This window comes from Kitasatospora sp. NPDC015120 (assembly GCF_043080305.1).
Taxonomy (GTDB): Bacteria; Actinomycetota; Actinomycetes; order Streptomycetales; family Streptomycetaceae; genus Kitasatospora.
Map to the genome: position 1 here is coordinate 380,470 of NZ_JBIBVJ010000005.1, position 21,952 is coordinate 402,421.

16 protein-coding genes are annotated in these 21,952 nt (G+C 75.9%); 10 read left to right on the forward strand and 6 right to left on the reverse strand.

All coding sequences use genetic code 11. The annotated features are described in order from the left end of the window. Positions 1 to 23 precede the first annotated feature (23 nt). Positions 24 to 881 carry a M23 family metallopeptidase gene (locus ACF1AK_RS15950; RefSeq protein WP_391499347.1) on the reverse strand — a complete coding sequence of 286 codons (858 nt, stop codon included), beginning with the start codon at positions 879 to 881 and terminating at the stop codon, positions 24 to 26. Between the two features lie 307 nt (positions 882 to 1,188). Here ACF1AK_RS15950 and ACF1AK_RS15955 point away from each other — a divergent pair, with 307 nt between their 5' ends. After that, entirely contained in the window at positions 1,189 to 1,596 is a 408-nt protein-coding gene (locus ACF1AK_RS15955; RefSeq protein WP_350542253.1) for a cobalamin B12-binding domain-containing protein, read from the forward strand. A gap of 68 nt (positions 1,597 to 1,664) precedes the next feature. On the opposite strand, the gene ACF1AK_RS15960 is transcribed toward ACF1AK_RS15955, so the two are convergent. After that, complete coding sequence (locus ACF1AK_RS15960) at positions 1,665 to 3,245, reverse strand: DUF5691 domain-containing protein (protein WP_391499348.1); 1,581 nt, start codon at positions 3,243 to 3,245, stop codon at positions 1,665 to 1,667. 74 nt (positions 3,246 to 3,319) lie between these two features. Beyond that, entirely contained in the window at positions 3,320 to 4,630 is a 1,311-nt protein-coding gene (locus tag ACF1AK_RS15965; RefSeq protein WP_391499349.1) for an SWIM zinc finger family protein, read from the reverse strand. A gap of 189 nt (positions 4,631 to 4,819) precedes the next feature. On the opposite strand from ACF1AK_RS15965, the gene ACF1AK_RS15970 reads away from it, so the two are divergent. The 5 genes from ACF1AK_RS15970 (at position 4,820) to sucD (ending at position 12,107) form a co-directional block, all read left to right on the forward strand. Then, entirely contained in the window at positions 4,820 to 5,914 is a 1,095-nt protein-coding gene (locus ACF1AK_RS15970; RefSeq protein ID WP_391499350.1) for an AAA family ATPase, read from the forward strand. Between the two features lie 104 nt (positions 5,915 to 6,018). Beyond that, positions 6,019 to 8,367 carry a DUF5682 family protein gene (locus tag ACF1AK_RS15975; protein ID WP_391499351.1) on the forward strand — a complete coding sequence of 783 codons (2,349 nt, stop codon included), beginning with the start codon at positions 6,019 to 6,021 and terminating at the stop codon, positions 8,365 to 8,367. Between the two features lie 108 nt (positions 8,368 to 8,475). After that, a complete protein-coding gene (locus ACF1AK_RS15980; protein ID WP_391499352.1) occupies positions 8,476 to 9,678 on the forward strand; it encodes a VWA domain-containing protein in 1,203 nt (400 codons plus the stop codon). 352 nt (positions 9,679 to 10,030) lie between these two features. Continuing rightward, the gene (gene sucC / locus ACF1AK_RS15985; protein WP_380762668.1) at positions 10,031 to 11,203 is read left to right on the forward strand and encodes an ADP-forming succinate--CoA ligase subunit beta; all 1,173 of its coding nucleotides are present in this window, start codon (positions 10,031 to 10,033) and stop codon (positions 11,201 to 11,203) included. A 19-nt stretch (positions 11,204 to 11,222) separates the two neighbouring features. Beyond that, positions 11,223 to 12,107, forward strand: a complete 885-nt coding sequence (gene sucD / locus ACF1AK_RS15990) for a succinate--CoA ligase subunit alpha (RefSeq protein WP_391499353.1) — start codon at positions 11,223 to 11,225, stop codon at positions 12,105 to 12,107. A 70-nt stretch (positions 12,108 to 12,177) separates the two neighbouring features. On the opposite strand, the gene ACF1AK_RS15995 is transcribed toward sucD, so the two are convergent. Next, on the reverse strand, positions 12,178 to 14,799 hold the full coding sequence (locus ACF1AK_RS15995; protein WP_391499354.1) for a hypothetical protein: 2,622 nt from the start codon (positions 14,797 to 14,799) through the stop codon (positions 12,178 to 12,180). A 135-nt stretch (positions 14,800 to 14,934) separates the two neighbouring features. On the opposite strand from ACF1AK_RS15995, the gene ACF1AK_RS16000 reads away from it, so the two are divergent. Beyond that, positions 14,935 to 16,371 carry a DUF6350 family protein gene (locus ACF1AK_RS16000; RefSeq protein WP_391499355.1) on the forward strand — a complete coding sequence of 479 codons (1,437 nt, stop codon included), beginning with the start codon at positions 14,935 to 14,937 and terminating at the stop codon, positions 16,369 to 16,371. 6 nt (positions 16,372 to 16,377) lie between these two features. On the opposite strand, the gene ACF1AK_RS16005 is transcribed toward ACF1AK_RS16000, so the two are convergent. Beyond that, complete coding sequence (locus tag ACF1AK_RS16005; protein WP_391499356.1) at positions 16,378 to 17,022, reverse strand: hypothetical protein; 645 nt, start codon at positions 17,020 to 17,022, stop codon at positions 16,378 to 16,380. Between the two features lie 379 nt (positions 17,023 to 17,401). On the opposite strand from ACF1AK_RS16005, the gene purN reads away from it, so the two are divergent. Together purN and purH are read left to right on the forward strand one after the other, a co-directional pair. Further along, positions 17,402 to 18,061 (forward strand): phosphoribosylglycinamide formyltransferase, encoded by a 660-nt coding sequence (purN, locus tag ACF1AK_RS16010; protein ID WP_391499357.1) that lies wholly within the window; start codon positions 17,402 to 17,404, stop codon positions 18,059 to 18,061. Further along, positions 18,058 to 19,641 (forward strand): bifunctional phosphoribosylaminoimidazolecarboxamide formyltransferase/IMP cyclohydrolase, encoded by a 1,584-nt coding sequence (gene purH, locus ACF1AK_RS16015; protein WP_391499358.1) that lies wholly within the window; start codon positions 18,058 to 18,060, stop codon positions 19,639 to 19,641. The genes purN and purH overlap by 4 nt, the downstream gene beginning before the upstream one ends. A gap of 120 nt (positions 19,642 to 19,761) precedes the next feature. Here purH and ACF1AK_RS16020 read toward each other — a convergent pair whose 3' ends face one another. Then, positions 19,762 to 20,532 (reverse strand): RDD family protein, encoded by a 771-nt coding sequence (locus ACF1AK_RS16020; RefSeq protein ID WP_391499359.1) that lies wholly within the window; start codon positions 20,530 to 20,532, stop codon positions 19,762 to 19,764. Positions 20,533 to 21,057: 525 nt separating this feature from the next. Between ACF1AK_RS16020 and ACF1AK_RS16025 the strand changes: the two genes are divergently transcribed. Next, positions 21,058 to 21,912 (forward strand): bifunctional methylenetetrahydrofolate dehydrogenase/methenyltetrahydrofolate cyclohydrolase, encoded by an 855-nt coding sequence (locus tag ACF1AK_RS16025; RefSeq protein ID WP_391499360.1) that lies wholly within the window; start codon positions 21,058 to 21,060, stop codon positions 21,910 to 21,912. Positions 21,913 to 21,952 lie beyond the last annotated feature (40 nt).

Consider the following 21,952-nt stretch of genomic DNA (forward strand, 5'->3'; position numbering starts at 1 on the left):
GGCCGCCGCGGCCCGCGCGGTGCTCAGCGCGGGTCGAGGCCCTGGGCGAGGAACCAGGGCAGCGGGTCGACGGGGGCGCCGCCGCCGGCCGGGCGGATCTCGAAATGCAGGTGCGGGCCGGTGCTGTTGCCGCTGCTGCCGACGAAGGCGATGACGTCGCCGGCCTTCACCGTGCCCTTGCGGATCTTGTACGAGCGCAGGTGGCAGTACCAGGCCTCGGTGCCGTCGGCCGTCTTGAGGATCGTCATGTAGCCGTACGACGGGTTCCACTGGGTGCGGATGGTGCCGTCGGTGACGGCCATCACCGGGGTGCCGCCGTCCACCGGGAAGTCGATGCCGGTGTGTCGCTTGGCCCAGTGGGTGCCGGCCGCGCCGAAGGCCTCGCCGATGCCGTGCTCGGCGACCGGCATCGAGATCGTGGGGCGGGCCGGTGCGGGCGCCTGGTCGGTGACGGCGGCCTGGGCGGCCGGCTGCCCGGCCTGCGCGCCCGGCCCGGCCTGTCCGGTGGCGTCGGGGGCGCCCTGGGTGGCCGAGAGCGCCTGGCGGCCGTCGCCGCGGGAGGCCTGGTCGGCCGCGCCGGCGGCCAGCGCCTGCTGGGCGGCCCGGGCGGCCTCGGTGTGCGCGTTGTCGGGCGCGTCGAGGGCGCCGGCCTGCTCGGGGACCCGGCCGGCGGCCTGGGCGCGCTGCTGGTCGGCCTCGCCCTGGACGGTGACGGCCGCCGCGGCGGCGACGCCGAGCGCGGCCACCGAGGGCAGCGCGACCCGCAGCAGCGCCGTGCGGGTGGCCGCCCTGGCGGCGTCGCGGCGCTGGGACCGGGACTGCTCGCGGGCGGCGAGACGCAGTTCCGCACGGGTCGGGCGGGCGGCTGCTTCGGGAGCCATCGCGGCTGCCTCCTCAGTGGGCCTCGGGCGCGTCGTCGGGCGGGGAGCGGGGCTAAACGACCGAGACTGTAGCCGGAAGCCCGACATCCGGACAAAAGTCCGGATGTCAAGGGGCTGCGGGTGTGCGGTTGCGGGGTAGAACAGGGACGGGTGGTGGCGGTCTGTGATTTTCCCCTCGTCTTGAGGGGTGGAGCCGCCAACCCGGGTGGGTGGCGCTACCCTCCCCTCAGGTTGGTTATTGATCGTTAACCTCGCCCGAGCCCACGAGGTCCGGTGGGGGATGGACGACGAGGTCCGGGAGGCAGTGATGGGTGTGTCAGGCCCGATCCGCGTGGTGGTCGCCAAGCCGGGGCTGGACGGCCACGACCGCGGCGCCAAGGTCATCGCGCGCGCCCTGCGCGATGCCGGCATGGAGGTCATCTACACCGGTCTGCACCAGACGCCGGAGCAGGTCGTCGACACCGCGATCCAGGAGGACGCGGACGGCATCGGCCTGTCGATCCTGTCCGGGGCGCACATGACGCTCTGCGCGCGGGTGCTGGAGCTGCTGAAGGAGCGCGACGCCGAGGACATCAAGGTCTTCTGCGGCGGGATCATCCCGGACGAGGACATCGTCGAGCTGAAGGCGATGGGCGTCGCCGACATCTTCACCCCGGGCACGCCGACCAGCGACGTGGTCGCCTGGGTCGAGGCCAATCTGCGGGCCGCGGGCTGACCGCCGCCGACGGGGCCGGTGCCGGGACACCTCGTCCGGCACCGGCCCCGTCGCGTGGCGCCGCCCGGTCAGGCCGCCAGTTCGGCGAGCATCGCCTCGCGGAAGCGCAGCGTCCCGGCCAGCCGGGCGAAGGTCTCGCCCCAGGCGGTGGCGGGCGCGGATCCGGCGGCCAGTGCCTCGACCGCCGCGGCGCTCTGCGGGGAGAGCGCGCGCTCGGTCATGCCGAGCACCCCGCTGTGGCTCCACGGGTAGGCGCCGGAGGCGGCGGCCCGGGCCAGTGCGTCGACCACCGCCGTGGACAGCGGCGGCGTCCACGGGGCGGCGCAGGCGCCCAGCAGCTGGAAGGCCTCGCCGAGGCCGTGCGCCTCGATGAAGGCGGCCGTCCAGGCGGCCCGTTCGGCGGGCGGGAGCACCGCGAGCAGTTTGGCGGGGGCGCCCGTGGTGCGGGCGGGGCGCCCGGGGCCGGGGACGGGCGCGGGGCCGAGCAGCGCGCGCGACCAGCCGGCGTCCTGCTGACGGACGGCGGCCCGGGCCCAGGCCTCGCGCAGGTCGTCGGCCCAGGTGCTGCTGGTCTCGTCGATGGCGTCGCCGACCCGCAGGGCCAGCAGCCGTTCGGGCGTCAGACCGGTGTGCCCGGACCACAGGGAGAGCGGCGCGGCGGCGATCACCTCGCCGAACCACCAGGCCCGTTCGCCGCGCCCGGTGGGCGACTTGGGCGGTATGCCGTCGCGCTGCATCGCCGGGTCGCAGGCGGTCGGCGGGGTGACCAGCAGATGCGTGCCGTGCTCGGACAGGCGCACGGCGCCGCGCGCGCGCTCGGCCATCCGGGCGGCCAGGGCGGAGCCCGGCAGGGTGGAGAGCAGTTCGGCGGCGGTGGCCCGGACGTTCTTGCTGCGGTCGCCGAGCGCGGCCTCCAGGAAGGGTTCGTCGGCGAGCGACAGGCCCTCCTGGAGGGCGTCCAGGAACAGCAGCCGGTCCTCGGCGCGCTCGGTGGACCAGGTGCCGCGCAGCAGCGCGAGGCCGGCCGCCGGGTCGCGGCGGCGGAGCAGCGTGAGGTGGGTGACCCGTTCGGCGAACAGGCCCTCGTGCCACAGGTGGTCGCCCTCGGCGGGCGCGGCGTCCGGGCCGGCCGGGGGCTCCGGGGCGGCGCGCTGGACGAACCGCCAGTCCGCGTTGCGCTCGGCGAGCCAGCGGCCCAGCGGACCGGCCAGCGCGACCGCGTCGGGGCGCAGTTCGCTGCGGGCGCGGGCGGCGTCCAGCAGCGCCGGGACGCTGGCGGCCGGCGCGCGGTAGCCCCCTTCGCGGGCACTCGCCAGCCACTGCGGGAGCAGTTCGCCGACGTTGGCGAGCACGCCGCTGCCGCCGCCGCGGGTGGAGAGCAGCAGCGAGAGCCGTCGGGCGGCGCCGGCCGGCAGCTCGGGGCGGGGGTCCTCGGCGGCGGGCGGGCCCACCGGGTCGGCGGCCGGGGCGGGCAGCGCGCCGGCCCGGCGGCGGACCGTCTCCAGGGCGGCGAGTTCGAGCAGCGCGGTGGCCGGGTCGGTGCGGTCGACGGCGCCGTCGTACGGGGCGGCCGGGCCGGGCGCGGGGAGCGGGCGGCGGTCGGTGCCCAGCAGGGCGGTGGTCTGCAGGGACTCCCAGGGGTCGGACACGGGGCCTCCTCCTCCGGTGGAACGGGTGCGGGTGGGTCGGGGTCGGCGGGCGCGCGGGGTGCGGCGGGGCCCGCTCAGGGTGTGGTGAGGCCGATCGGGCGGCCGTCCCGCCCCCAGGCGGTGACCGGCGCGAAGCCGCGGTGGCCGTACTCGCCGAAGACGGTGAGCGGGCGGCCGGTGGAGACGGCGGCGAGCCGCCAGAGCGCGGCCTCCGGGACGGCGGCGCGGTGCACCGGGACGGTGTGCCGGCCGTCGGTGAGGTGCCAGCCCTCCTCGGAGAGCACCGGGACGACGTCGGTGAGCACCGTCGGCCAGGCGTCCAGCCACGGGTCGTCGGCCAGCGCGGTGCCGTAGCCGGCCACCGCCTCGGCGACGGCCAGGCCGGGCGGCGGGCCGTCGGGCCCGGCCGCGGGGGCGCCGTAGCGGGTGCCGAGGACGGCCCGCAGCGGCCGGACGCCGGGGTGGAAGGCGACCTCGGCCTCGACCACCTGGCCGGTGGGCAGGGCGAGTTCGGGGGCCTGCCCGGGGCGGCCGAAGGCGAGCAGCAGGGCCGGGCGGCCGGTCTTGCCGCCGCGCAGCCAGAGCCGGCGGGTGGTCAGCCGTTCGTCCGAGGTGTCACGGCTGCCGAGCACCTGCCAGCGGTCCCTGACGGTCGGTCCGGCCAGCAGCTCGGCGGTCTCGGTGGTGTAGCCGACCCGGCTGCGGACGGTCGCGGCGAGCGGCGCGGGCAGGTCGTCGAGGCGGGTCGCGGCGGTGGCGAGCAGGTGGAGCATGGCGTACTCCGCCAGCAGCCCCTGCTGCGGCAGCGCGTCGAGCTCGCGGACCCGGGTGGCCAGGCCGGGGGCCTGGGCGTCGACCATGCGGGCCGCGACCTCCTCCCAGGGGCCGGCGGTGGCCTGGTCGGCGAGCCCGTGGCGGACCCGGTCGGCGAGCCGCAGCCGCAGTTCGGCGGCGCCCGCCGCGACCCGGGCGGAACGCTTCTCGGCGCGGCGGCGGGCGGCGGCCGGGTCGGCCGGCGCCTCCGCCCGCACGGCCCGCTGCTCGGAGCGCTCCTGGCGGCCCTTCAGCCACGCGGCGGCCCAGTCGACGGGCTCGGCGCCCTCCGGCACCGAGGCGGGCGAACCGCTCCAGAGCAGCAGCAGCCCGAGGGCGTGCTTGCAGGGGAACTTCCGGCTCGGGCAACTGCACTGGTAGGCGGGCGTGGCGAGCTCGACGACCGTGCGGTACGGCGTGCTGCCGCTGCCCTTGCACTCGCCCCAGACCGCGCCGCCGTCGGTACCGGTGGCGGACCAGGGGGCGGGCGCGGAGAGCTTGCCCGCGGCCTTCCGCGAGGCGGCGTCGGGTGCCAGGGACAGGACGTGTTCGGTGCTCCAGCGTTCCTCCATGACGACGACGTTAGGCGGCGGCACTGACATCCGGGCCGGCGCCCGGAGGGCCCGAACTGAGGTCCGGTCAGGATTGTCAGTGGTCCGGTGCATCGTGGTTTCCGCAGGCCGGGACGCCGACCTGGCTCCCCCCGATCACCCCGCCGCCCGGGCATCCGTGTGCCCGGCGGCCGACCCGAAGGAGCCCCGATGACCGACGTCGTGACCGAGGTCCTGCGGCAGCACGCGGAGGACGCCTTCGCCGCCGAGCTGTCCGCGCTGGCCGCCCAGGACGACCGTCCGCGCCCGGAGCGCTGGAACCTCTCCCCGTGGGCCGTCGCCACCTACCTGCTGGGCGGCGAGCTGCCCGACGGCACCGTCATCACCCCCAAGTACATCGGTCCGCGCCGGGTGGTGGAGGTCGCCGTCACCACGCTCGCCACCGACCGGGCGCTGCTGCTGCTCGGTGTGCCGGGCACCGCCAAGACCTGGGTGTCCGAGCACCTCGCCGCGGCGATCAGCGGCGACTCCACGCTGCTGGTGCAGGGCACCGCCGGCACCCCGGAGGAGGCCGTCCGGTACGGCTGGAACTACGCCCAGCTGCTCACCAACGGGCCCAGCCGGGAGGCGCTGGTGCCCTCGCCGCTGATGCGGGCGATGGCGGAGGGCCGGATCGCCCGGGTCGAGGAACTGACCCGCATCCCGGCCGACGTACAGGACAGTCTGATCACCATCCTGTCCGAGAAGACCCTCCCGGTCCCGGAGCTGGGCACCGAGACCCAGGCCGTGCGCGGCTTCAACCTCATCGCCACCGCCAACGACCGCGACCGGGGCGTCAACGAGCTGTCCAGCGCGCTGCGCCGCCGCTTCAACACCGTGGTGCTGCCGCTGCCGGGCTCGCTGGAGGAGGAGGTCGAGATCGTCAGCCGCCGGGTCGAGCAGCTCGGCCGCTCCCTCCAACTGCCCGAACTGCCCGGCGGCGCCGAGGAGATCAGGCGCGTGGTGACCGTCTTCCGGGAGCTGCGCTCCGGGATCACCACGGACGGCCGGACCAAGGTGAAGACCCCCAGCGGCACCCTTTCCACCGCCGAGGCCATCTCGGTGGTCACCAACGGCATGGCGCTCGCCGCCCACTTCGGCGACGGCGTGCTGCGGGCCGGCGACGTCGCGGCCGGTGTGATCGGCGCGGTGGTCCGCGACCCGGCCGCCGACCAGCAGGTCTGGCGCGAGTACGTAGAGGGCGTGGTGCGCGAGCGGGACGGCTGGAAGGACTTCTACCGCGCCGCCCGTGAGAACGCCCGCTGAACGGCACCACCGTGCACCGCAGCACGGTGCCCCGTACGGCCGTGCCCCGTACGGCCGTGCACCGAACGACCGCAACCTCGGAAGACCAAGGGAGGCAGAGCGCGATGAGCGCAGAGGTGACGCTGCTCGGCGTCCGGCACCACGGCCCCGGCTCGGCCCGCTCGGTGGCCGCCGCCCTGGAGCAGCTGCGACCGGACGCGGTCCTGGTGGAGGGCCCGCCGGAGGCCGACCCGATCCTCGGGCTGGCCGCCGGGAAGGACATGGTGCCGCCGGTCGCCCTGCTGGCCCACGCGGCCGACGACCCGGCCCGCGCCGCGTTCTGGCCGTACGCCGAGTTCTCGCCGGAGTGGGTGGCCATCCGCTACGCCACCGGGCTCGGTGTCCCGCTGCGCTTCATCGACCTGCCGGCCGGCTACGCCTTCGCGGACGCCGCCGACCAGGACGGCGACGGTGACGGCGACGGTGACGGCGAGGACGGGGAGAACGCCGGGCTGCCGCGCGACCCGATCGCCCGGCTCGCCGAGGCGGCCGGCCACGACGACCCGGAACGCTGGTGGGAGGACGTCGTCGAGCACCGCCGCCCCGGCGACGGCGAGGACGCCCTCGCGCCCTTCGCGGCCGTCGCCGAGGCGATGACCGCACTGCGCGAGGACGGCGGCGCGGGCCTGCGCGACGAGCGGCGCGAGGCGTACATGCGCCAGCAGATCCGCGCCGCCCGCCGGGCCGGCCACCAGCGGATCGCGGTGGTCTGCGGGGCCTTCCACGTCCCCGCCCTGGCCGCCATGCCCACCGTCGCGCACGACAGGGCGCTGCTCGCCGGGCTGCCGAAGAAGGTGCGCACCGAGGTCACCTGGGTGCCCTGGACGCACCGCCGGCTCTCCCACCTCACCGGCTACGGCGCCGGGATCGTCTCCCCGGGCTGGTACCGCCACCTGCACCGCACGGACGGCGACCCGCTGCCCGGCTGGCTCGCCCGGGCCGCCGACCTGCTGCGCGCCGAGGACCACCCGGTCTCCTCCGCGCACGTCATCGAGGCCGTCCGGCTGGCCCGCACCCTCGCCGTGCTGCGCGGCCGCCCGCTGGCCGGTCTCACCGAGACGCTGGACGCCGTCCGCGCGGTGATGTGCGACGGCTCGGACGTCCCCCTCGCGCTCGTCCGGGAGCGGCTGGTGATCGGGGACGCGCTCGGCGAGGTGCCCGAGGCCGCGCCCGCCGTCCCGCTCCAGCGCGACCTCGCCCGCCTCCAGCGCACCCTGCGCCTCAAGCCCGACCCCGCCCCGCGCGACCTCGACCTCGACCTGCGCAAGGAGAACGACGCGGCCCGCTCCCGGCTGCTGCACCGGCTGCGCCTGCTCGGCGTCGACTGGGGCGTGCCGGCCCGCTCCTCGGTCACCTCCACCGGCACCTTCCGGGAGAGCTGGCGGCTGTGCTGGCAGCCCGAGTTCGCCGTCCGGATCGCCGAGGCCGCCCAGTGGGGCACCACGGTCGAGCGGGCCGCCGCCGGCAAGGCGGTCGGCACCGCCCGGGCCGCCGTCGAACTCGCCGAGCTCACCGGCCTGGTGGAGACCTGCCTGGTGGCCGGGCTCGCCGAGGCGCTGCCCGCCGTGATGCGGGTGCTGGCCGACTGCGCCGCGCTGGACACCGATGTCGCCCACCTGGCCGGCGCGCTGCCCGCCCTGGTGCGCGCGCTGCGCTACGGCGACGTCCGGGGCACCGACCACGGCGCCCTCGGCGAGGTCGCCGCCGGCCTCGCCGACCGGATCTGCGTCGGCCTGCCGCCGGCCTGCACCGGCCTGGACGCCGCCGGAGCCGCCGCGATGCGCGGCCACCTCGACGAGGTCCACGGCGCGATCGGCCTGCTGGACCGGGCGGACGGCCCCGCCGCCGGACTCGCCGACCGCTGGGCCGCCACCCTGCGGGCGCTCGCCCGGCGCGAACCGTCCGGCGGACCGGCCACCGGTGTCCCCGGCCTGCTGCGCGGGCGTGCCGTCCGGCTGCTGCTGGACGACGGCCGGCTCGACTCCGCGGAGGCCGGCCGGCGGCTCGGCCTGGTGCTGTCGGCCGCCAACAGCCCGGCGGACGCCGCCGGCTGGATCGAGGGCTTCCTGACCGGGGGCGGCGCACTGCTGCTCCACGACCCCCGGCTGCTCGGCCTGCTCGACGGCTGGCTGACCACGGTCCCGGCGGAGGTCTTCACGGATGTGCTGCCGCTGCTGCGGCGGACCTTCGCCACCCTGGAGGCCGGGGTCCGGCACACCGTCGGCAGCCGGGTGGCGGCCGGACCGCTCGACGCGGGGAGCGCCGAACCCGTCGTGCAGGACGCCGCGCTGGACCCGGCGCGGGCCGACGCCGCGCTGCCCGTGGTCGCCCTGCTGCTCGGGCTGCCGGGCGCCGCCGGGGAGTCCGGCGACCACCCGCGGATCCCCCGTCAGGCCGAGGGCCGCGACACCTGACGATCCCGCCGCCCCCGTTCCCGCCCCCGTCCCCGTCCCCGTCCCTGTCCCCTCTGTCCCCTCCCCGTCCCGACCGCAGAGCGCACGCCGCCCGCAGAGGAGCCCCCGATGGCCGTCACCACCCCCGGCACCGCCTCCGCCGCCCTCACCGCCTCCTCCGACGAGCGGCTGCGCCGCTGGCGGCTGGTCCTCGGCGGCGAGGCGGACGGCACCGGCCGCACCCTGAACGGCCGCGACGCCGCGATGGACGGCGCGCTCGCCGCGCTCTACCGGGGCGCCGCCGAGGACGGCCGGGCCGGGCAGCCGCGCTCCGGCCGCCGCAGCGCCGGGCTCGGCGGCTCGGCCCCCCAGGTGGCCCGTTGGCTGGGCGACATCCGCGCGTACTTCCCGGCCACCGTCGTCCAGCTGATGCAGCAGGACGCCATCACCCGGCTCGGGCTGGAACAGCTGCTGCTGGAACCCGAGATGCTGGAGGCCGTCGAGCCGGACGTCCACCTGGTCGGCACCCTGCTCTCGCTCAAGCACGCGCTGCCCGAGACCACCCGGGAGACCGCCCGCGCGGTCGTCGGCCGGGTGGTCGCCGACCTGGAGCGCCGGCTCGCCGACCGCACCCGGGCCACCCTGGGCGGGGCGCTGGACCGCAGCGCCCGGGTCAACCGCCCGCGCCACCGCGACATCGACTGGGACCGCACCATCCGGGCCAACCTGAAGAACTACCTGCCGGAACACGGCACGGTCGTCCCCGAGCGGCTGGTCGGCTACGCCCGCGCCCAGCGCGCGGTGAAGAAGGACGTCATCCTCTGCATCGACCAGTCCGGCTCGATGGCGCCGTCCGTGGTGCACTCGGCGGTGTTCGGCGCGGTGCTCGCCTCGATGAAGAGCCTGGACACCCGGCTGGTGGTCTTCGACACCTCGGTGGTCGACCTCACCGAGCAGCTCACCGACCCGGTCGACGTGCTCTTCGCGACCCAGCTCGGCGGCGGCACCGACATCAACCGGGCGCTCGCCTACTGCCAGTCCCGGATCACCCGGCCGGCCGAAACGATCGTGGTCCTGATCAGCGACCTCTACGAGGGCGGCATCCGCGACGAGATGCTCAAGCGGGTGGCCGCGATGAAGGCGGCCGGCGTCCAGTTCATCGCCCTGCTGGCGCTCTCCGACGAGGGCGCGCCGGCCTACGACCACGCGCACGCCGCCGCGCTGGCGGCCCTCGGGGCCCCGGCCTTCGCCTGCACCCCCGACGTCTTCCCGGAGATCATGGCGGCGGCGATCGAGAAGCGCCCGATCCCGGTCCCGGAGCAGGGGGCGTGAACGGAGCCGTTCCCGCGCCCGTCCACCCGGAGCCCTCCGGCTCACCCGAACGGCGGAACCCGGGGCGCGACCGAGCGGGCCCGCCGGTCCGGGCGCCCGGCGTACGCCCCCTAAGCTGTCTGTGACGGTTCTCACCAAAGACGGGCAGGCCCCGGGCGAAACACGCCCGTCGTCCGGGGATAACCTGCCAGACGGACGTGACGCGCGTGTTGATTGACGTGAGCGCCCGTGGCTGTGTGGGCCGCAAGGCCGTACTTCTGCGTACCCGCACCGCCCCGACGACCCGCAGCGAAGATCCTGCCGTGGCACGCTCGTAGAGACACAATCCGCGACCACGAACAAGGACAAACACGTGGACCTGTTCGAGTACCAGGCGAGGGACCTCTTCGCCAAGCACGGTGTTCCCGTGCTTGACGGCGATGTCATCGAGACCGCCGCAGACGCTGCCGCCATCGCGGAGCGCTTCGGCGGCCGCGCCGTCGTCAAGGCTCAGGTGAAGGTGGGTGGCCGAGGCAAGGCCGGCGGCGTGAAGCTCGCCGCCGACCCGGCGGACGCCGTCGCCAAGGCCGGGCAGATCCTCGGCATGGACATCAAGGGCCACACCGTGCACAAGGTGATGCTGGCCCAGACCGCGGACATCAAGGAGGAGTACTACGTCTCCTACCTGCTCGACCGCGCCAACCGCACCTTCCTGGCCATGGCCAGCGTCGAGGGCGGCATGGACATCGAGGAGGTCGCGGCCACCAAGCCCGAGGCCCTCGCGAAGATCGCGGTGGACGCCAACGAGGGCGTGACCGAGGCCAAGGCCCGCGAGATCGTCGAGGCGGCGAAGTTCCCGGCCGAGGTCGCCGACCAGATCGTCGACGTCCTGCAGACCCTGTGGACCGTCTTCATCAAGGAGGACGCCCTCCTGGTCGAGGTCAACCCGCTGGTCAAGACCGGCGAGGGCAAGATCGTCGCGCTCGACGGCAAGGTCTCCCTGGACGAGAACGCCGACTTCCGCCAGCCGGAGCACGAGGCGCTGGAGGACAAGGCCGCCGCCAACCCGCTGGAGGCCGCCGCCAAGGCCAAGGGCCTCAACTACGTCAAGCTCGACGGCGAGGTCGGCATCATCGGCAACGGCGCGGGTCTCGTCATGAGCACCCTCGACGTGGTCGCCTACGCCGGTGAGAAGCACGGCAACGTCAAGCCCGCCAACTTCCTCGACATCGGTGGCGGCGCCTCCGCCGAGGTCATGGCGAACGGCCTGGAGATCATCCTCGGCGACACCGACGTCAAGTCGGTCTTCGTCAACGTCTTCGGCGGCATCACCGCGTGCGACGCGGTCGCCAACGGCATCGTGCAGGCCCTCGCCCTGCTGGAGGAGAAGGGCGAGGCGGTCACCAAGCCGCTGGTCGTCCGCCTCGACGGCAACAACGCCGAGCTGGGCCGGCAGATCCTGACCGACGCCAACCACCCGCTCGTCGAGCAGGTGGACACCATGGACGGTGCGGCCGACCGCGCCGCCGAGCTGGCCAACAAGTAAGGAAGGGGACTTTCACACCATGGCTATCTTCCTTACCAAGGACAGCAAGGTCATCGTCCAGGGCATGACCGGTTCCGAGGGCATGAAGCACACCCGCCGCATGCTCGCCTCCGGCACCCAGATCGTCGGCGGTGTCAACCCGCGCAAGGCCGGCACCACCGTGGACGTCGACGGCACCGAGGTGCCCGTCTTCGGCTCCGTCGCCGAGGCCATCGAGAAGACCGGTGCCGACGTCACCGTCATCTTCGTCCCGCCGGCGCACACCAAGAGCGCCGTCGTCGAGGCCATCGACGCCGAGATCGGCCTGGCCGTCGTGATCACCGAGGGCGTCCCGGTGCACGACACCGCCGCCTTCTGGGCCTACGCCGGCTCGAAGGGCAACAAGACCCGGATCATCGGCCCGAACTGCCCCGGCCTGATCAGCCCCGGACAGTCGAACGCCGGCATCATCCCGGCCGACATCACCAAGGCCGGCAAGATCGGCCTGGTCTCGAAGTCCGGCACCCTGACCTACCAGCTCATGTACGAGCTGCGGGACATCGGCTTCACCTCGGCCGTGGGCATCGGCGGTGACCCGGTCATCGGCACCACCCACATCGACGCCCTCAAGGCGTTCCAGGAGGACCCGGAGACCGAGCTCATCGTCATGATCGGTGAGATCGGCGGCGACGCCGAGGAGCGGGCCGCGGCCTTCATCAAGGAGAACGTGACCAAGCCGGTCGTCGGCTACGTCGCGGGCTTCACCGCCCCCGAGGGCAAGACCATGGGCCACGCCGGCGCCATCGTCTCCGGCTCCTCGGGCACCGCGCAGGCCAAGAAGGAGGCCCTTGAGGCCGCCGGCGTCAAGGTCGGCAAGACGCCGTCCGAGACCGCCCGCCTGGCCCGTGAGCTGATCAAGGGCTGACGCCCTCCCCGCTCGCAGCAGCACCGCGCCCCCGCCCGGACCTCCGGGACGGGGGCGCGGTGCTGCTGCCTCAGCGGTCCGCCGCGCACGGGTGCAGGGCCCAGGCCGGGCCGCAGCCGTGCGGCGGTGCGGCGGCCACCGCACCGGGCGGGGGCAGCGCCTCGGTGGCCCGCCCGCCCGCCGGCGGCCGGTACGGCCCGTCCGCGCGCGGCGGCGGCGGATCCAGCACGACCGGCTCCAGCCCCGGCGTCGGCGAGCACCACAGGCTCTGGATCCCCGACGGCGGCCCGTCCGCCAGCAGCGGCAGCAGCGCGTCCGGCCCGGTCGCCGAGGTCGGGACCGGCGCGCAGAGCGAGGGCGGCGGCGGCCCGGGCGGCCGGAACAGCTCGCCCGGCCCGCCCCCCGCCAACGTCGCCACCACCGCACCGCCGACCGCCGCCGTCAGCAGCGCCGCCGCCCCCGTCCGGCCCGCGTTCACCAGCCGGTGCCGGGCCCGCAGCACCGGCACCGGTGGCCGGTGGGGCTGCGGCACCCCGCGCACCGCCGCCCGGTGCATCAGCGCGCACAGCCGGTCGGCGAACCCGTCCGCCGCCGGATCCGGCCCGACCAGCTCCGGCACCCAGTGCACCAGCGCCGCCCGCGCCGCCCACACCCGCCCCTCGGCTCCCGCCACCGTCGACTCCACCTCCAGCGCCACCGCGGCGGCCGGCATCCCCAGCCCGTCGTGCAGCACCAGCGCCCGGCGCTGCGGCCGCGACAGCCGCCGCAGCGCCTTGAGCAGCGCGCGGTCCCGGTCGGTGAGCCGGTCGTGGTCCGGCAGCACCGCCTGGGCCTCGTCCGCCGGCCGCACCTTGATCCGGCGGTACGGCAAGCGCCACACATGCGTGCGCCGCGGGCCGCCCCGGTGCCACGGCGACAGCGCCGACTCGAACGCCCGCGCCCGCACCCACGCCTCCGGCTCGCCCCCGGCGGCGGCCTCCGCCCAGCGCAGCCGGGCCTCCGCGAACGCCCGCCCCACACAGTGCACGGCCCGGTGCTTGCACGCGGTGAGCAGGAACACCTGCTGCACTAACCGGGTGTACGCCGCCTCGTACACCTCCTCGAACCCCGCCTCCGCCCCGCCACCGGGGCCCGCAGCCATCGGCGACCTGCCGACGGTTCCGGCCGACGACTGCCCGGCGGCCCGCCCCGCCGCCCGGTCGCCGCTGCGCCCCGCGGCGCCCGCCCCCGGCGCCCGCCCCTTGGCGCCCTGCCGTCCGCCCCGCCCCGCCGCCGCCCGGTCGCTGCCGCTCCCGGTGGGTTGTTTGGCGGTCGGTCCGTTGGTGCCCTGGTGGTCGGCGGGTTTGTTGTCGCTTCGGCCGGCATGGCCTGCCGCCGTCCGGTCGCTGCCGCTCCCGGTGGGTTGCTTGGCCGTCGGCCCGTTGGCGGTCCGTTGGCCGTCGCGTCCGACGGCTTGATCGGCTGTCCCCGCGTTGGCGCTGTCGGCGGATGGCCTCGCCGACGCCCCGTCGAGGTGGGCCCGCGTCTCGTGGGCAGTCGGTCGGCCGTCCCGTTCGGCCGGCTCTCGCCGGACGGCTTGATCGGCCAGCGTCCGCGCGGTGGTGCTGTGGGCGGGTTGCTGTGCGGCCGGCCGGCTGTGGTGTGCCGTTGTCATCTCGTCGCCGGCCCGCCGGTCGTCGTGTCCCACGGGCGTCCGCTCGGCGTCGCTCCCGACGGTTCGACCGGCTGCCGCCCCGTCGAGGGTCGGCGCTGCACCCGACGGCTGATGCGTCGACGACGGCCCGGCCGCCCGGCCTGTCTGCGGCGGCGTCCCTGCTCCCGCTCCTGCTCCTGCTCCTGCTCCTGCTCCTGCTCCTGCTCCCGCTCCTGCTCCCGCTCCCGCTCCCACGCCCGCGTCGGCGGCTCGCCCGGGGCGCACGCCCTGCGGACGGTTCGCGTGGGCGGCGTTCGCCACCGGGCGACGGTCTGCCCGCTGCCGGGACGGCGGGGCCGCGGTGCTTCCGGGATCGGCGTGCGGGTCGCGCGGGGGCTGCTTGCTCGCGGTGGTGCCCGCCCGTTGCGGAATTCGGGTGGTTGCCGGTTCCGTGGGCGGAACGATCGCGATCCGCTTGTCGTCGTCGGCCGTGCCCGCCCGTGGCGGGGTCCGGGTGGTCGTCGGTTCGTTGGTGGGCTGCTTGTCGCCGTCGGCCGCGCCCGCCCGGTGCGGGGCACCGGTGGCCGCCGGTTCCGTGCACGAGCCGCCCGGCGGCTGCTCACCCCCGTCGGCCGTGGTGGCCTGCTGCGGGGCCGGCGCCTTCGCCGGTTCCCTGCGCGGGGTGCTCGCGGGCCGGCTGCCGCCGTCGACCGTCGGGGGCAGCAGGGCGGCGAGGGCGGTGATCTCGTCCTGGGTGCGGGTGCCGAGTTTGCGCAGGGCCCGGTGCTGGTAGCCGCGGGCAGTGGCGGGGGTGACGCCGAGGGCGGCGGCGGTCTCGGCGAGGTCCCGGCCGGCCGCGAGGTGGGCGAAGGCCTGTGCCTCACGTGCCGTCAGACGGCGCAGCAGTTCGGCGGCCTCGTCCTTCCCGGCGGCGGAAGCCTCGGGAGCGGCGCGGCCGCGCCCGGTCCGGGCCTTGGCGGGGCGCCCCTTGCCGTTGCGGCGCTGCGTCGCGGGCGCGGGCTGGTTCCCGGGGTGTTCGGCGGTCCGGGGCCTGGTCATCAGACGCTCCTGGCCGGGTCGGTCGCGGCGGCGAGAGGACATGGTCCGAAAATGCGCATAAGCCAATAATCTGGGACACCCCGGCGGTTTGCCGCTTCATGGAGCATGGCGAGTCGCCTTGGCACGATGTGGGCCATGACGCAGCTGACGGGTCGTCCGATTCTGGGGGCGCCGGGCGGACCGGGGGCCAGGCCCGTCCTGTCCGCCCTGCTCGCCGGGGTCCGGACGGCCCTGCTCGGACTCTGCGTCATCACCGTCCCGGTGCTCGGGCTCTGGGTGGTGACGCCGTACGCGGACGGGGGCGCCGCCGGTGCGCTGCGGCTGGTGACGGCGCTGTGGCTGCTCGGGCACGGCGCGCCGGTGCTGCGCGGGGCGGCGGAGGCGCCGCTGTCGGTCACGCCGCTGCTGCTCGGTCTGCTGGCGGTGGGCCAGCTGTCCCGGGCCGCCGCCCGGGTGGCGGGGCGGCCGGGGCAGGGCGGTGCGGCGGCGGTGTGGGCGGGGTACTGCGCGGTGGCGTGCGGGGTGGTGGCGCAGTGCGCGGGGGCGGGGGAGTTCCGGGCCCGGGTGCTGCCGGACCTCGTCGTGGTCGCCCTGGTGGCCGGGGCGGCGGTGGCGGCCGGGGCCCGGGGGCGCGGGGCGGTCCCGGTGGTGACGGGCCTGCTGGAACGGGCGTTGGCGCGGCTGCCGGGGGCGTTGCGGCCGGCGGGCGGCGCGGTGGTGGTCCGGGCGGCGGGGCTGGCGGCCGGGGCCGGGCTGCTGGCGGCCGGCGGGCTGGTGGTGGCGGGGGCGGCGCTGCTGGCCGCGGTGTCCACGAGCGGGGCGTCGCAGGTGTTCGCGGGCGGGCCGGCGGCGGTGGCGGGGGTGCTGCTGGTGAGCCTGGTGCTGTTGCCGAACGCCGTGCTGTGGGGTGCGGCGTACGCGCTCGGGCCGGGGTTCGCGGCGGGGGAGGGGGCGGTGGTGTCGCCGGTGCGGACGGTGCTCGGGCCGGTGCCGGAGTTCCCGCTGTTCGCGCTGTTCCCGGAGCCCGGGGCGGGTGGCTGGCGACTGGTGGTGTGTGTGCTGCCGGCGCTGGCGGGCGTGGTGCCGGGGCTGCTGCTGGGGCGGGCGGCGGCCGTCGGCGGCGGGCGGGCGGCGGGGCGGCCCGGTCCGCGGCGCCCGTGGCCGGTGACGGCGACCGGGGCGGCGGCGCTGGCGGTCGCGCTGCTGGTCGGGGCCGGGGCGGCGGCGCTCGGCGGCCTCTCCGGCGGGGCGCTGGCGGCGGGGCGGATGGCCTGGCTGGGGCCGGTGCCGTGGTGGACGGGCCTGGCCGCGGCGGCCTGGGTGGCGGCGGTGGCCACCCCGACCGCGTTGCTGGCCCGCTTCCGGTTCCTGCGGGCGGCCGGCGGCCGGGTGCCGCCGGTGCCCGGGGCGCTCGCCGTGACCACGCGCCGGGGCGTACTCCTGCTGCGCGCCCGCGCGTACCGAGCGGTCACCCTGCTGTCGGGCGCCCCGGCCGGCACCCCCGGCACCCCCGGCAGCACCGACGGCGGCAGCGGCGCCGGCGGCGCGACCCCCGGCGGCGCGGCCGGCTGACCGCGCCTACTCGCTCTGCTTGGTGATGTCCACGTACCACTGCGGCGCGAGCCGCTCGCAGCCGTCGGCGCCGCTGGCGGTGAGTGAGTCCTGCACGCAGGTGACGTAGTCGTTGTAGTACAGCGCCAGTCCGAGGACGGCGGAGACGAAGACCACCGTCATGGCACCGGTGAGGATGCCGGCCAGGGCGGCCGGGGTGAGCGGGTTCGGTGCGGGGGGCGCGGCGGCCGGAGTGCCGGTGGCGGCGTCGGCGCCGGCCGGCTTGGGGGCGCGCATGGCCGAGACGCCCCAGGCGATGGCGAGCGCGCCGACGAACAGGGCGACGTAGTGCAGCGAGGCGAAGGCGCAGACCAGCGCGCCCATGCCGGCCAGTGCGGCGTTGCGGGCCTTGCGCTGGGCGGGGTCGGCCGGGTCGAGCCGGGGCGGCTGCGGCGCGGGCGGGCGGGGCTGCCAGCCGCCGCCCCGGTAGCCGGGGCTCCAGGGGTGCGGCGGCGGGACGAGCGGGCGCTCGTCCGGGTCGCCGTCCTGGCCCTCGGGGCGGTCGGAACCGTCGGAGGGGTGGGGAGCGCGCGGTCGCCACGGCTGGTCGGGGGCATCCGCCGGCGGCGGCGCGAAGGGGTTGCGCTCGCCGGTGTCGTCACCGCTGCTCATGGTTCAGCCATTCCTTCTCGGTCGGTGGGGCGGGTGCCCGCGCCACCCTATGATCCCGCAGGCCCCTGTGGGGGCTCCGGGCGCGTCCGGGGTTGCCGGCGACGGCCGGCCGCCGCGGCCCGGTCGGGGCCCGGCGGCGGCGGGCGGACGGCCCGGCGAGATCCCCGTCTCAGCTACGCGCGTAGCCCTCGACGGTGTTTCGGAGGCCGTCCGACCAGCCGTTATGGTGGTGACGGTCAGCAGCTCCCACGGGTTCCCCGGGCGCCCGCGTCGCGGCGGGTTCTCCAGGAGTTCCCCCTCGCTCGACCTGCCGTTCGTAGTGGCCCCACCGCCGGTGGACGTACCAGCGCACGGCGCCCGACCTACGGAGAATCGCGCAGTGGCCGCCGCCCCCGCCCAGCTCTTCCCGCCCCGCACGCCCGGACCGGCCCGTCTGGTGGTGCTGGTCTCCGGCTCCGGCACCAACCTCCAGGCGCTGATCGAGGCCGCCGCCGACCCCGCGTACGGCGCGCGGATCCTCGCCGTCGGTGCGGACCGCGACGCCATCGCCGGCCTGGAGCGCGCCGAGCGCGCCGGCCTGCCGGTGTTCGTGCACCGGGTGAAGGACTACCCGGACCGCGCGGACTGGGACCGCGCGCTGACCGCCTCCGTGGCCGGGTACCAGCCGGACCTGGTCGTCACGGCCGGCTTCATGAAGATCCTCGGCCCCGAGTTCATCGCGGCCTTCGCCGGACGGATCGTCAACACCCATCCCGCGCTGCTGCCCTCCTTCCCCGGCGCCCACGGCGTCACCGACGCGCTGGCGTACGGGGTGCGGGTCACCGGCTGCACCGTCCACCTGGTCGACGCCGGCGTCGACACCGGGCCGATCATCGCGCAGGGCGTCGTGGAGGTCCTCGACGCCGATCACGCCGATGGCGGCGAGGCGCTGCATGAGCGCATCAAGACAGTCGAGCGCAAGCTGCTCGTCGACGTCGTGGGCCGGCTGGCCCGCGAGGGTCACCGCATCGAGGACCGAAAGGTATGGATTCCGGCATGAGCGCCGCCCCCACCACCACCCCTCCCGTCTCCGAGAACGTCCGGCCGGTGCGCCGCGCCCTGATCAGCGTGTACGACAAGACCGGCCTGGAGGAGCTGGCCCAGGGCCTGCACGCCGCCGGGGTCGCCATCGTCTCCACCGGCTCCACCGCCGGCCGGATCGCCGCCGCGGGCGTCCCGGTGACCGAGGTCTCCGAGCTCACCGGCTTCCCCGAGTGCCTGGACGGGCGCGTCAAGACGCTGCACCCCCGCGTGCACGCCGGTGTGCTGGCCGACCTGCGCCTGGAGTCGCACCGCGCGCAGCTGGCCGAGCTGGGGGTCGAGCCCTTCGACCTGGTCGTGGTGAACCTCTACCCGTTCAAGGCGACCGTCGCCTCCGGCGCCACCCCGGACGAGTGCGTCGAGCAGATCGACATCGGCGGCCCGAGCATGGTCCGCGCCGCCGCCAAGAACCACCCCTCGGTGGCCGTGGTGGTCGACCCGGCCCGCTACCAGGACGTGCTGGCGGCCGTCCGGCAGGGCGGCTTCGACCTGCTGACCCGCAAGCGGCTGGCCGCCCAGGCCTTCGCGCACACCGCCGCCTACGACGTCGCGGTGGCCAACTGGTTCGACGAGTCCGGCTACACCGGGACCGAGGACGCCTTCCCGGCGTTCCTGGGCTCGGCCTTCGAGCGCCAGAACGTGCTGCGCTACGGCGAGAACCCGCACCAGGGCGCCGCGCTGTACACCGACGGCAGCGGTGGCCTGGCCGGTGCGCAGCAGCTGCACGGCAAGGAGATGTCGTACAACAACTACGTCGACACCGACGCCGCCCGCCGCGCCGCCTACGACCACGCCGGCCCGGCCGTCGCGATCATCAAGCACGCCAACCCGTGCGGCATCGCGACCGGCGCCGACGTCGCCGAGGCGCACCGCAAGGCGCACGAGTGCGACCCGGTCTCCGCGTACGGCGGCGTGATCGCCGTCAACCGCCCGGTCACCGTGGAGCTGGCCGAGCAGATCGCCCCGATCTTCACCGAGGTCGTGGTGGCCCCCGGCTACGAGGACGGCGCCGTCGAGGTGCTGGCCCGCAAGAAGAACCTGCGGGTGCTGCTCGCCCCCGACGCCCCGGCGAACCGCCAGGAGGTGCGCCCGATCTCCGGCGGCGCGCTGCTCCAGGACGCCGACCGGGTGCACGCCGAGGGCGACGACCCGGCGACCTGGACGCTGGCCACCGGTGAGGCGCTGTCCGAGGCCGAGCTGGCCGAGCTGGCCTTCGCCTGGCGGGCCTGCCGGGCCGTCAAGTCCAACGCGATCCTGCTGGCCAAGGACGGCGCCTCGGTGGGCGTCGGCATGGGCCAGGTCAACCGGGTGGACTCCTGCAAGCTCGCGGTCGAGCGGGCCGGTGAGCGGGCCAAGGGCGCGTACGCGGCCTCCGACGCCTTCTTCCCGTTCGCGGACGGCCCGGCGATCCTGATCGCCGCCGGTGTCCGGGCGATCGTCCAGCCGGGCGGCTCGATCCGCGACGAAGAGGTGATCGCGGCCGCCGCCGAGGCCGGGGTGACCATGTACTTCACCGGCACCCGGCACTTCTTCCACTGACCGGCCGCCGGGCCGGCACCACGGCCGGCTGACCGGCTGACGGGGCGACGGAACGAACGGAGCGGCCCGGCTCCCTCCACCGAGGGGGCCGGGCCGCTCCGTCGTCGCGTACCGCCCGCGTTACTTCTTGATCACCAGAGTGCCGGCGGCACGGTCGTGCCAGCCCTGCAGCTTCCCGGAGTTGTCGAAGAACGGCGACAGGTAGACCAGCAGCGCGCCGATGTAGCAGAGGAAGACGCCGACGATCGGGATGATGAAGCGGATGAAGCCGCCGCCCAGGCCCGGGGTCTGGCCGTTGCTCTCCTTGACCACGCGCAGGCCCATGGCCATCTTGCCCAGGGTGGCGCCGGCGAAGGAGACCATCAGCCACTCGTAGAGCAGGTTGAACAGCGACAGCACGCCCATCATGATCATCATGGTGGCGAAGACGCCGGCCGCGGCGTCGTTCTGCTGCTGGATGCAGTCGCTGTAGCTGAGGCTGCCGTAGGAGTACTGGGAACAGTCGTCGGTGTCCTTGACGATGCCGAGCGTGCCGGCCAGGCCGAGCGCCATGACCAGGGCGATGACCGCGCCGACCGCCAGACCGTCGATCAGCCGGGCCAGGAAGCGCTGGCCCATCGAGGCGATCTTCACGGTGCCGAGGTGGGCGATGTTGATGTAGCCGTTGTTCGCCTGGATGGTGCCCGGCATCGGCTGGTACCCGTACGCCTGCTGCGGCGGCACGCCGTAGGCCGGCGGCTGCTGCTGCGGGTAGCCGTAGCCGGGGGCGGCCGGCGGCTGCTGGGGGTAGCCGTACCCGGCGGCCGGCGGGGCCTGCTGCGGGTAGCCGTAGGCCTGCTGCGGCGGCTGCTGGGGCTGCTGCGGGGTGTTCGGGTCGGGCGGGTAGCTCATCGATGCCTCCGGGCAGATGGGGACGGGTGGGGACGGGACAGCGGACCCGGAACGGACCGGCGGGTCGGGTGGCCGGTCGGACGGGACGTTAGCGGGGCGCACTGACACCGGGAGCATGAGCGTCCGGGTGCGCGCCCCCGCTCAGGACCGGGGGAGACGGGCGGACGGGAGCCGGGACGCTCTGCCGGTGAGGGGCGTGCCGCGGCGGCGGTCGGTCGTCGGCGCGGTGCGGTCTGGTCGGCTCACTTCGTTCTTCCCCCGGGTACGCCCCGCCGGCTCTGTCCGTCGGCCCGTCACCGGGCCGGAAGCGGCGGGGAATGCCCGCATATCGTCGACCGCCCGGCCCGGCCCTGTCCAGCCGCCTCCGCGCGTCGGGCCGGACTGTGGCGCAACCGCAATACGAGCCGGACGTTCCGTACCCGTTCGTCCACCCCCCGTTCCGCCCGGACCCGCTCCCCGGGCCGGCCTCCGCCGCCCCGGGGACCGGTGGCGCACGCGCCGGTCCGGATCCGGGAGAATGGGGTCATGACTGCCCAGATTCTCGATGGCAAGGCCACCGCGGCCGCGATCAAGTCCGAACTCGCCGCCCGGGTGGCGGCCCTCCAGGCGAAGGGCGTCGTGCCCGGCCTCGGCACCGTCCTGGTCGGCGACGACCCGGGCAGCCGCTGGTACGTCAACGGCAAGCACCGGGACTGCGCCGAGATCGGCATCGCCTCGATCCAGCGCGAGCTGCCCGCCACCGCCACCCAGGAGGACGTCGAGAACGTCGTCCGGGAGCTCAACGCCGACCCCGCCTGCACCGGCTACATCGTCCAGCTGCCGCTGCCCAAGGGCCTCGACCAGAACCCGGTCCTGGAGCTGATGGACCCGGACAAGGACGCGGACGGCCTGCACCCGACCTCGCTCGGCCGCCTCGCGCTGGGCATCGAGGGCCCGCTGCCCTGCACCCCGCTCGGCATCGTCGAGCTGCTGCGCCGCCACGACGTGCCGATCGACGGCGCCGAGGTGGTCGTGGTCGGCCGCGGCGTCACCGTCGGCCGCTCGATCGGCCTGCTGCTCACCCGCCGCAGCGAGAACGCCACCGTCACCCTCTGCCACACCGGCACCCGCGACCTCGCCCACCACCTGCGCCAGGCCGACATCATCGTGGCCGCCGCCGGCGTGCCGCACCTGGTCAAGCCGGAGGACGTCAAGCCCGGCGCGGCCGTGCTGGACGTCGGTGTCAGCCGCAGCGAGGGCAAGATCGTCGGCGACGTCCACCCGGGCGTGGCCGAGGTGGCCGGCTGGATCTCCCCGAACCCCGGCGGCGTCGGCCCGATGACCCGCGCCATGCTGCTGAACAACATCGTGGTGGCGGCCGAGCGCCACGCCGGCGTCTGACCCGACCCGCCCGACGAACGACGATCCCGAAGGACGGGAA

What these genes read in the sequence shown, in the direction of transcription:
- ACF1AK_RS15950 (WP_391499347.1), bottom strand. Translation starts at nt 881, where the DNA reads ATGGCTCCCGAAGCAGCCGCCCGCCCGACCCGTGCGGAACTGCGTCTC.
- ACF1AK_RS15955 (WP_350542253.1), top strand. Translation starts at nt 1,189, where the DNA reads ATGGGTGTGTCAGGCCCGATCCGCGTGGTGGTCGCCAAGCCGGGGCTG.
- ACF1AK_RS15965 (WP_391499349.1), bottom strand. Translation starts at nt 4,630, where the DNA reads ATGGAGGAACGCTGGAGCACCGAACACGTCCTGTCCCTGGCACCCGAC.
- ACF1AK_RS15970 (WP_391499350.1), top strand. Translation starts at nt 4,820, where the DNA reads ATGACCGACGTCGTGACCGAGGTCCTGCGGCAGCACGCGGAGGACGCC.
- ACF1AK_RS15975 (WP_391499351.1), top strand. Translation starts at nt 6,019, where the DNA reads ATGAGCGCAGAGGTGACGCTGCTCGGCGTCCGGCACCACGGCCCCGGC.
- ACF1AK_RS15980 (WP_391499352.1), top strand. Translation starts at nt 8,476, where the DNA reads ATGGCCGTCACCACCCCCGGCACCGCCTCCGCCGCCCTCACCGCCTCC.
- sucD (WP_391499353.1), top strand. Translation starts at nt 11,223, where the DNA reads ATGGCTATCTTCCTTACCAAGGACAGCAAGGTCATCGTCCAGGGCATG.
- ACF1AK_RS15995 (WP_391499354.1), bottom strand. Translation starts at nt 14,799, where the DNA reads ATGACCAGGCCCCGGACCGCCGAACACCCCGGGAACCAGCCCGCGCCC.
- ACF1AK_RS16000 (WP_391499355.1), top strand. Translation starts at nt 14,935, where the DNA reads ATGACGCAGCTGACGGGTCGTCCGATTCTGGGGGCGCCGGGCGGACCG.
- ACF1AK_RS16005 (WP_391499356.1), bottom strand. Translation starts at nt 17,022, where the DNA reads ATGAGCAGCGGTGACGACACCGGCGAGCGCAACCCCTTCGCGCCGCCG.
- purH (WP_391499358.1), top strand. Translation starts at nt 18,058, where the DNA reads ATGAGCGCCGCCCCCACCACCACCCCTCCCGTCTCCGAGAACGTCCGG.
- ACF1AK_RS16020 (WP_391499359.1), bottom strand. Translation starts at nt 20,532, where the DNA reads ATGAGCTACCCGCCCGACCCGAACACCCCGCAGCAGCCCCAGCAGCCG.
- ACF1AK_RS16025 (WP_391499360.1), top strand. Translation starts at nt 21,058, where the DNA reads ATGACTGCCCAGATTCTCGATGGCAAGGCCACCGCGGCCGCGATCAAG.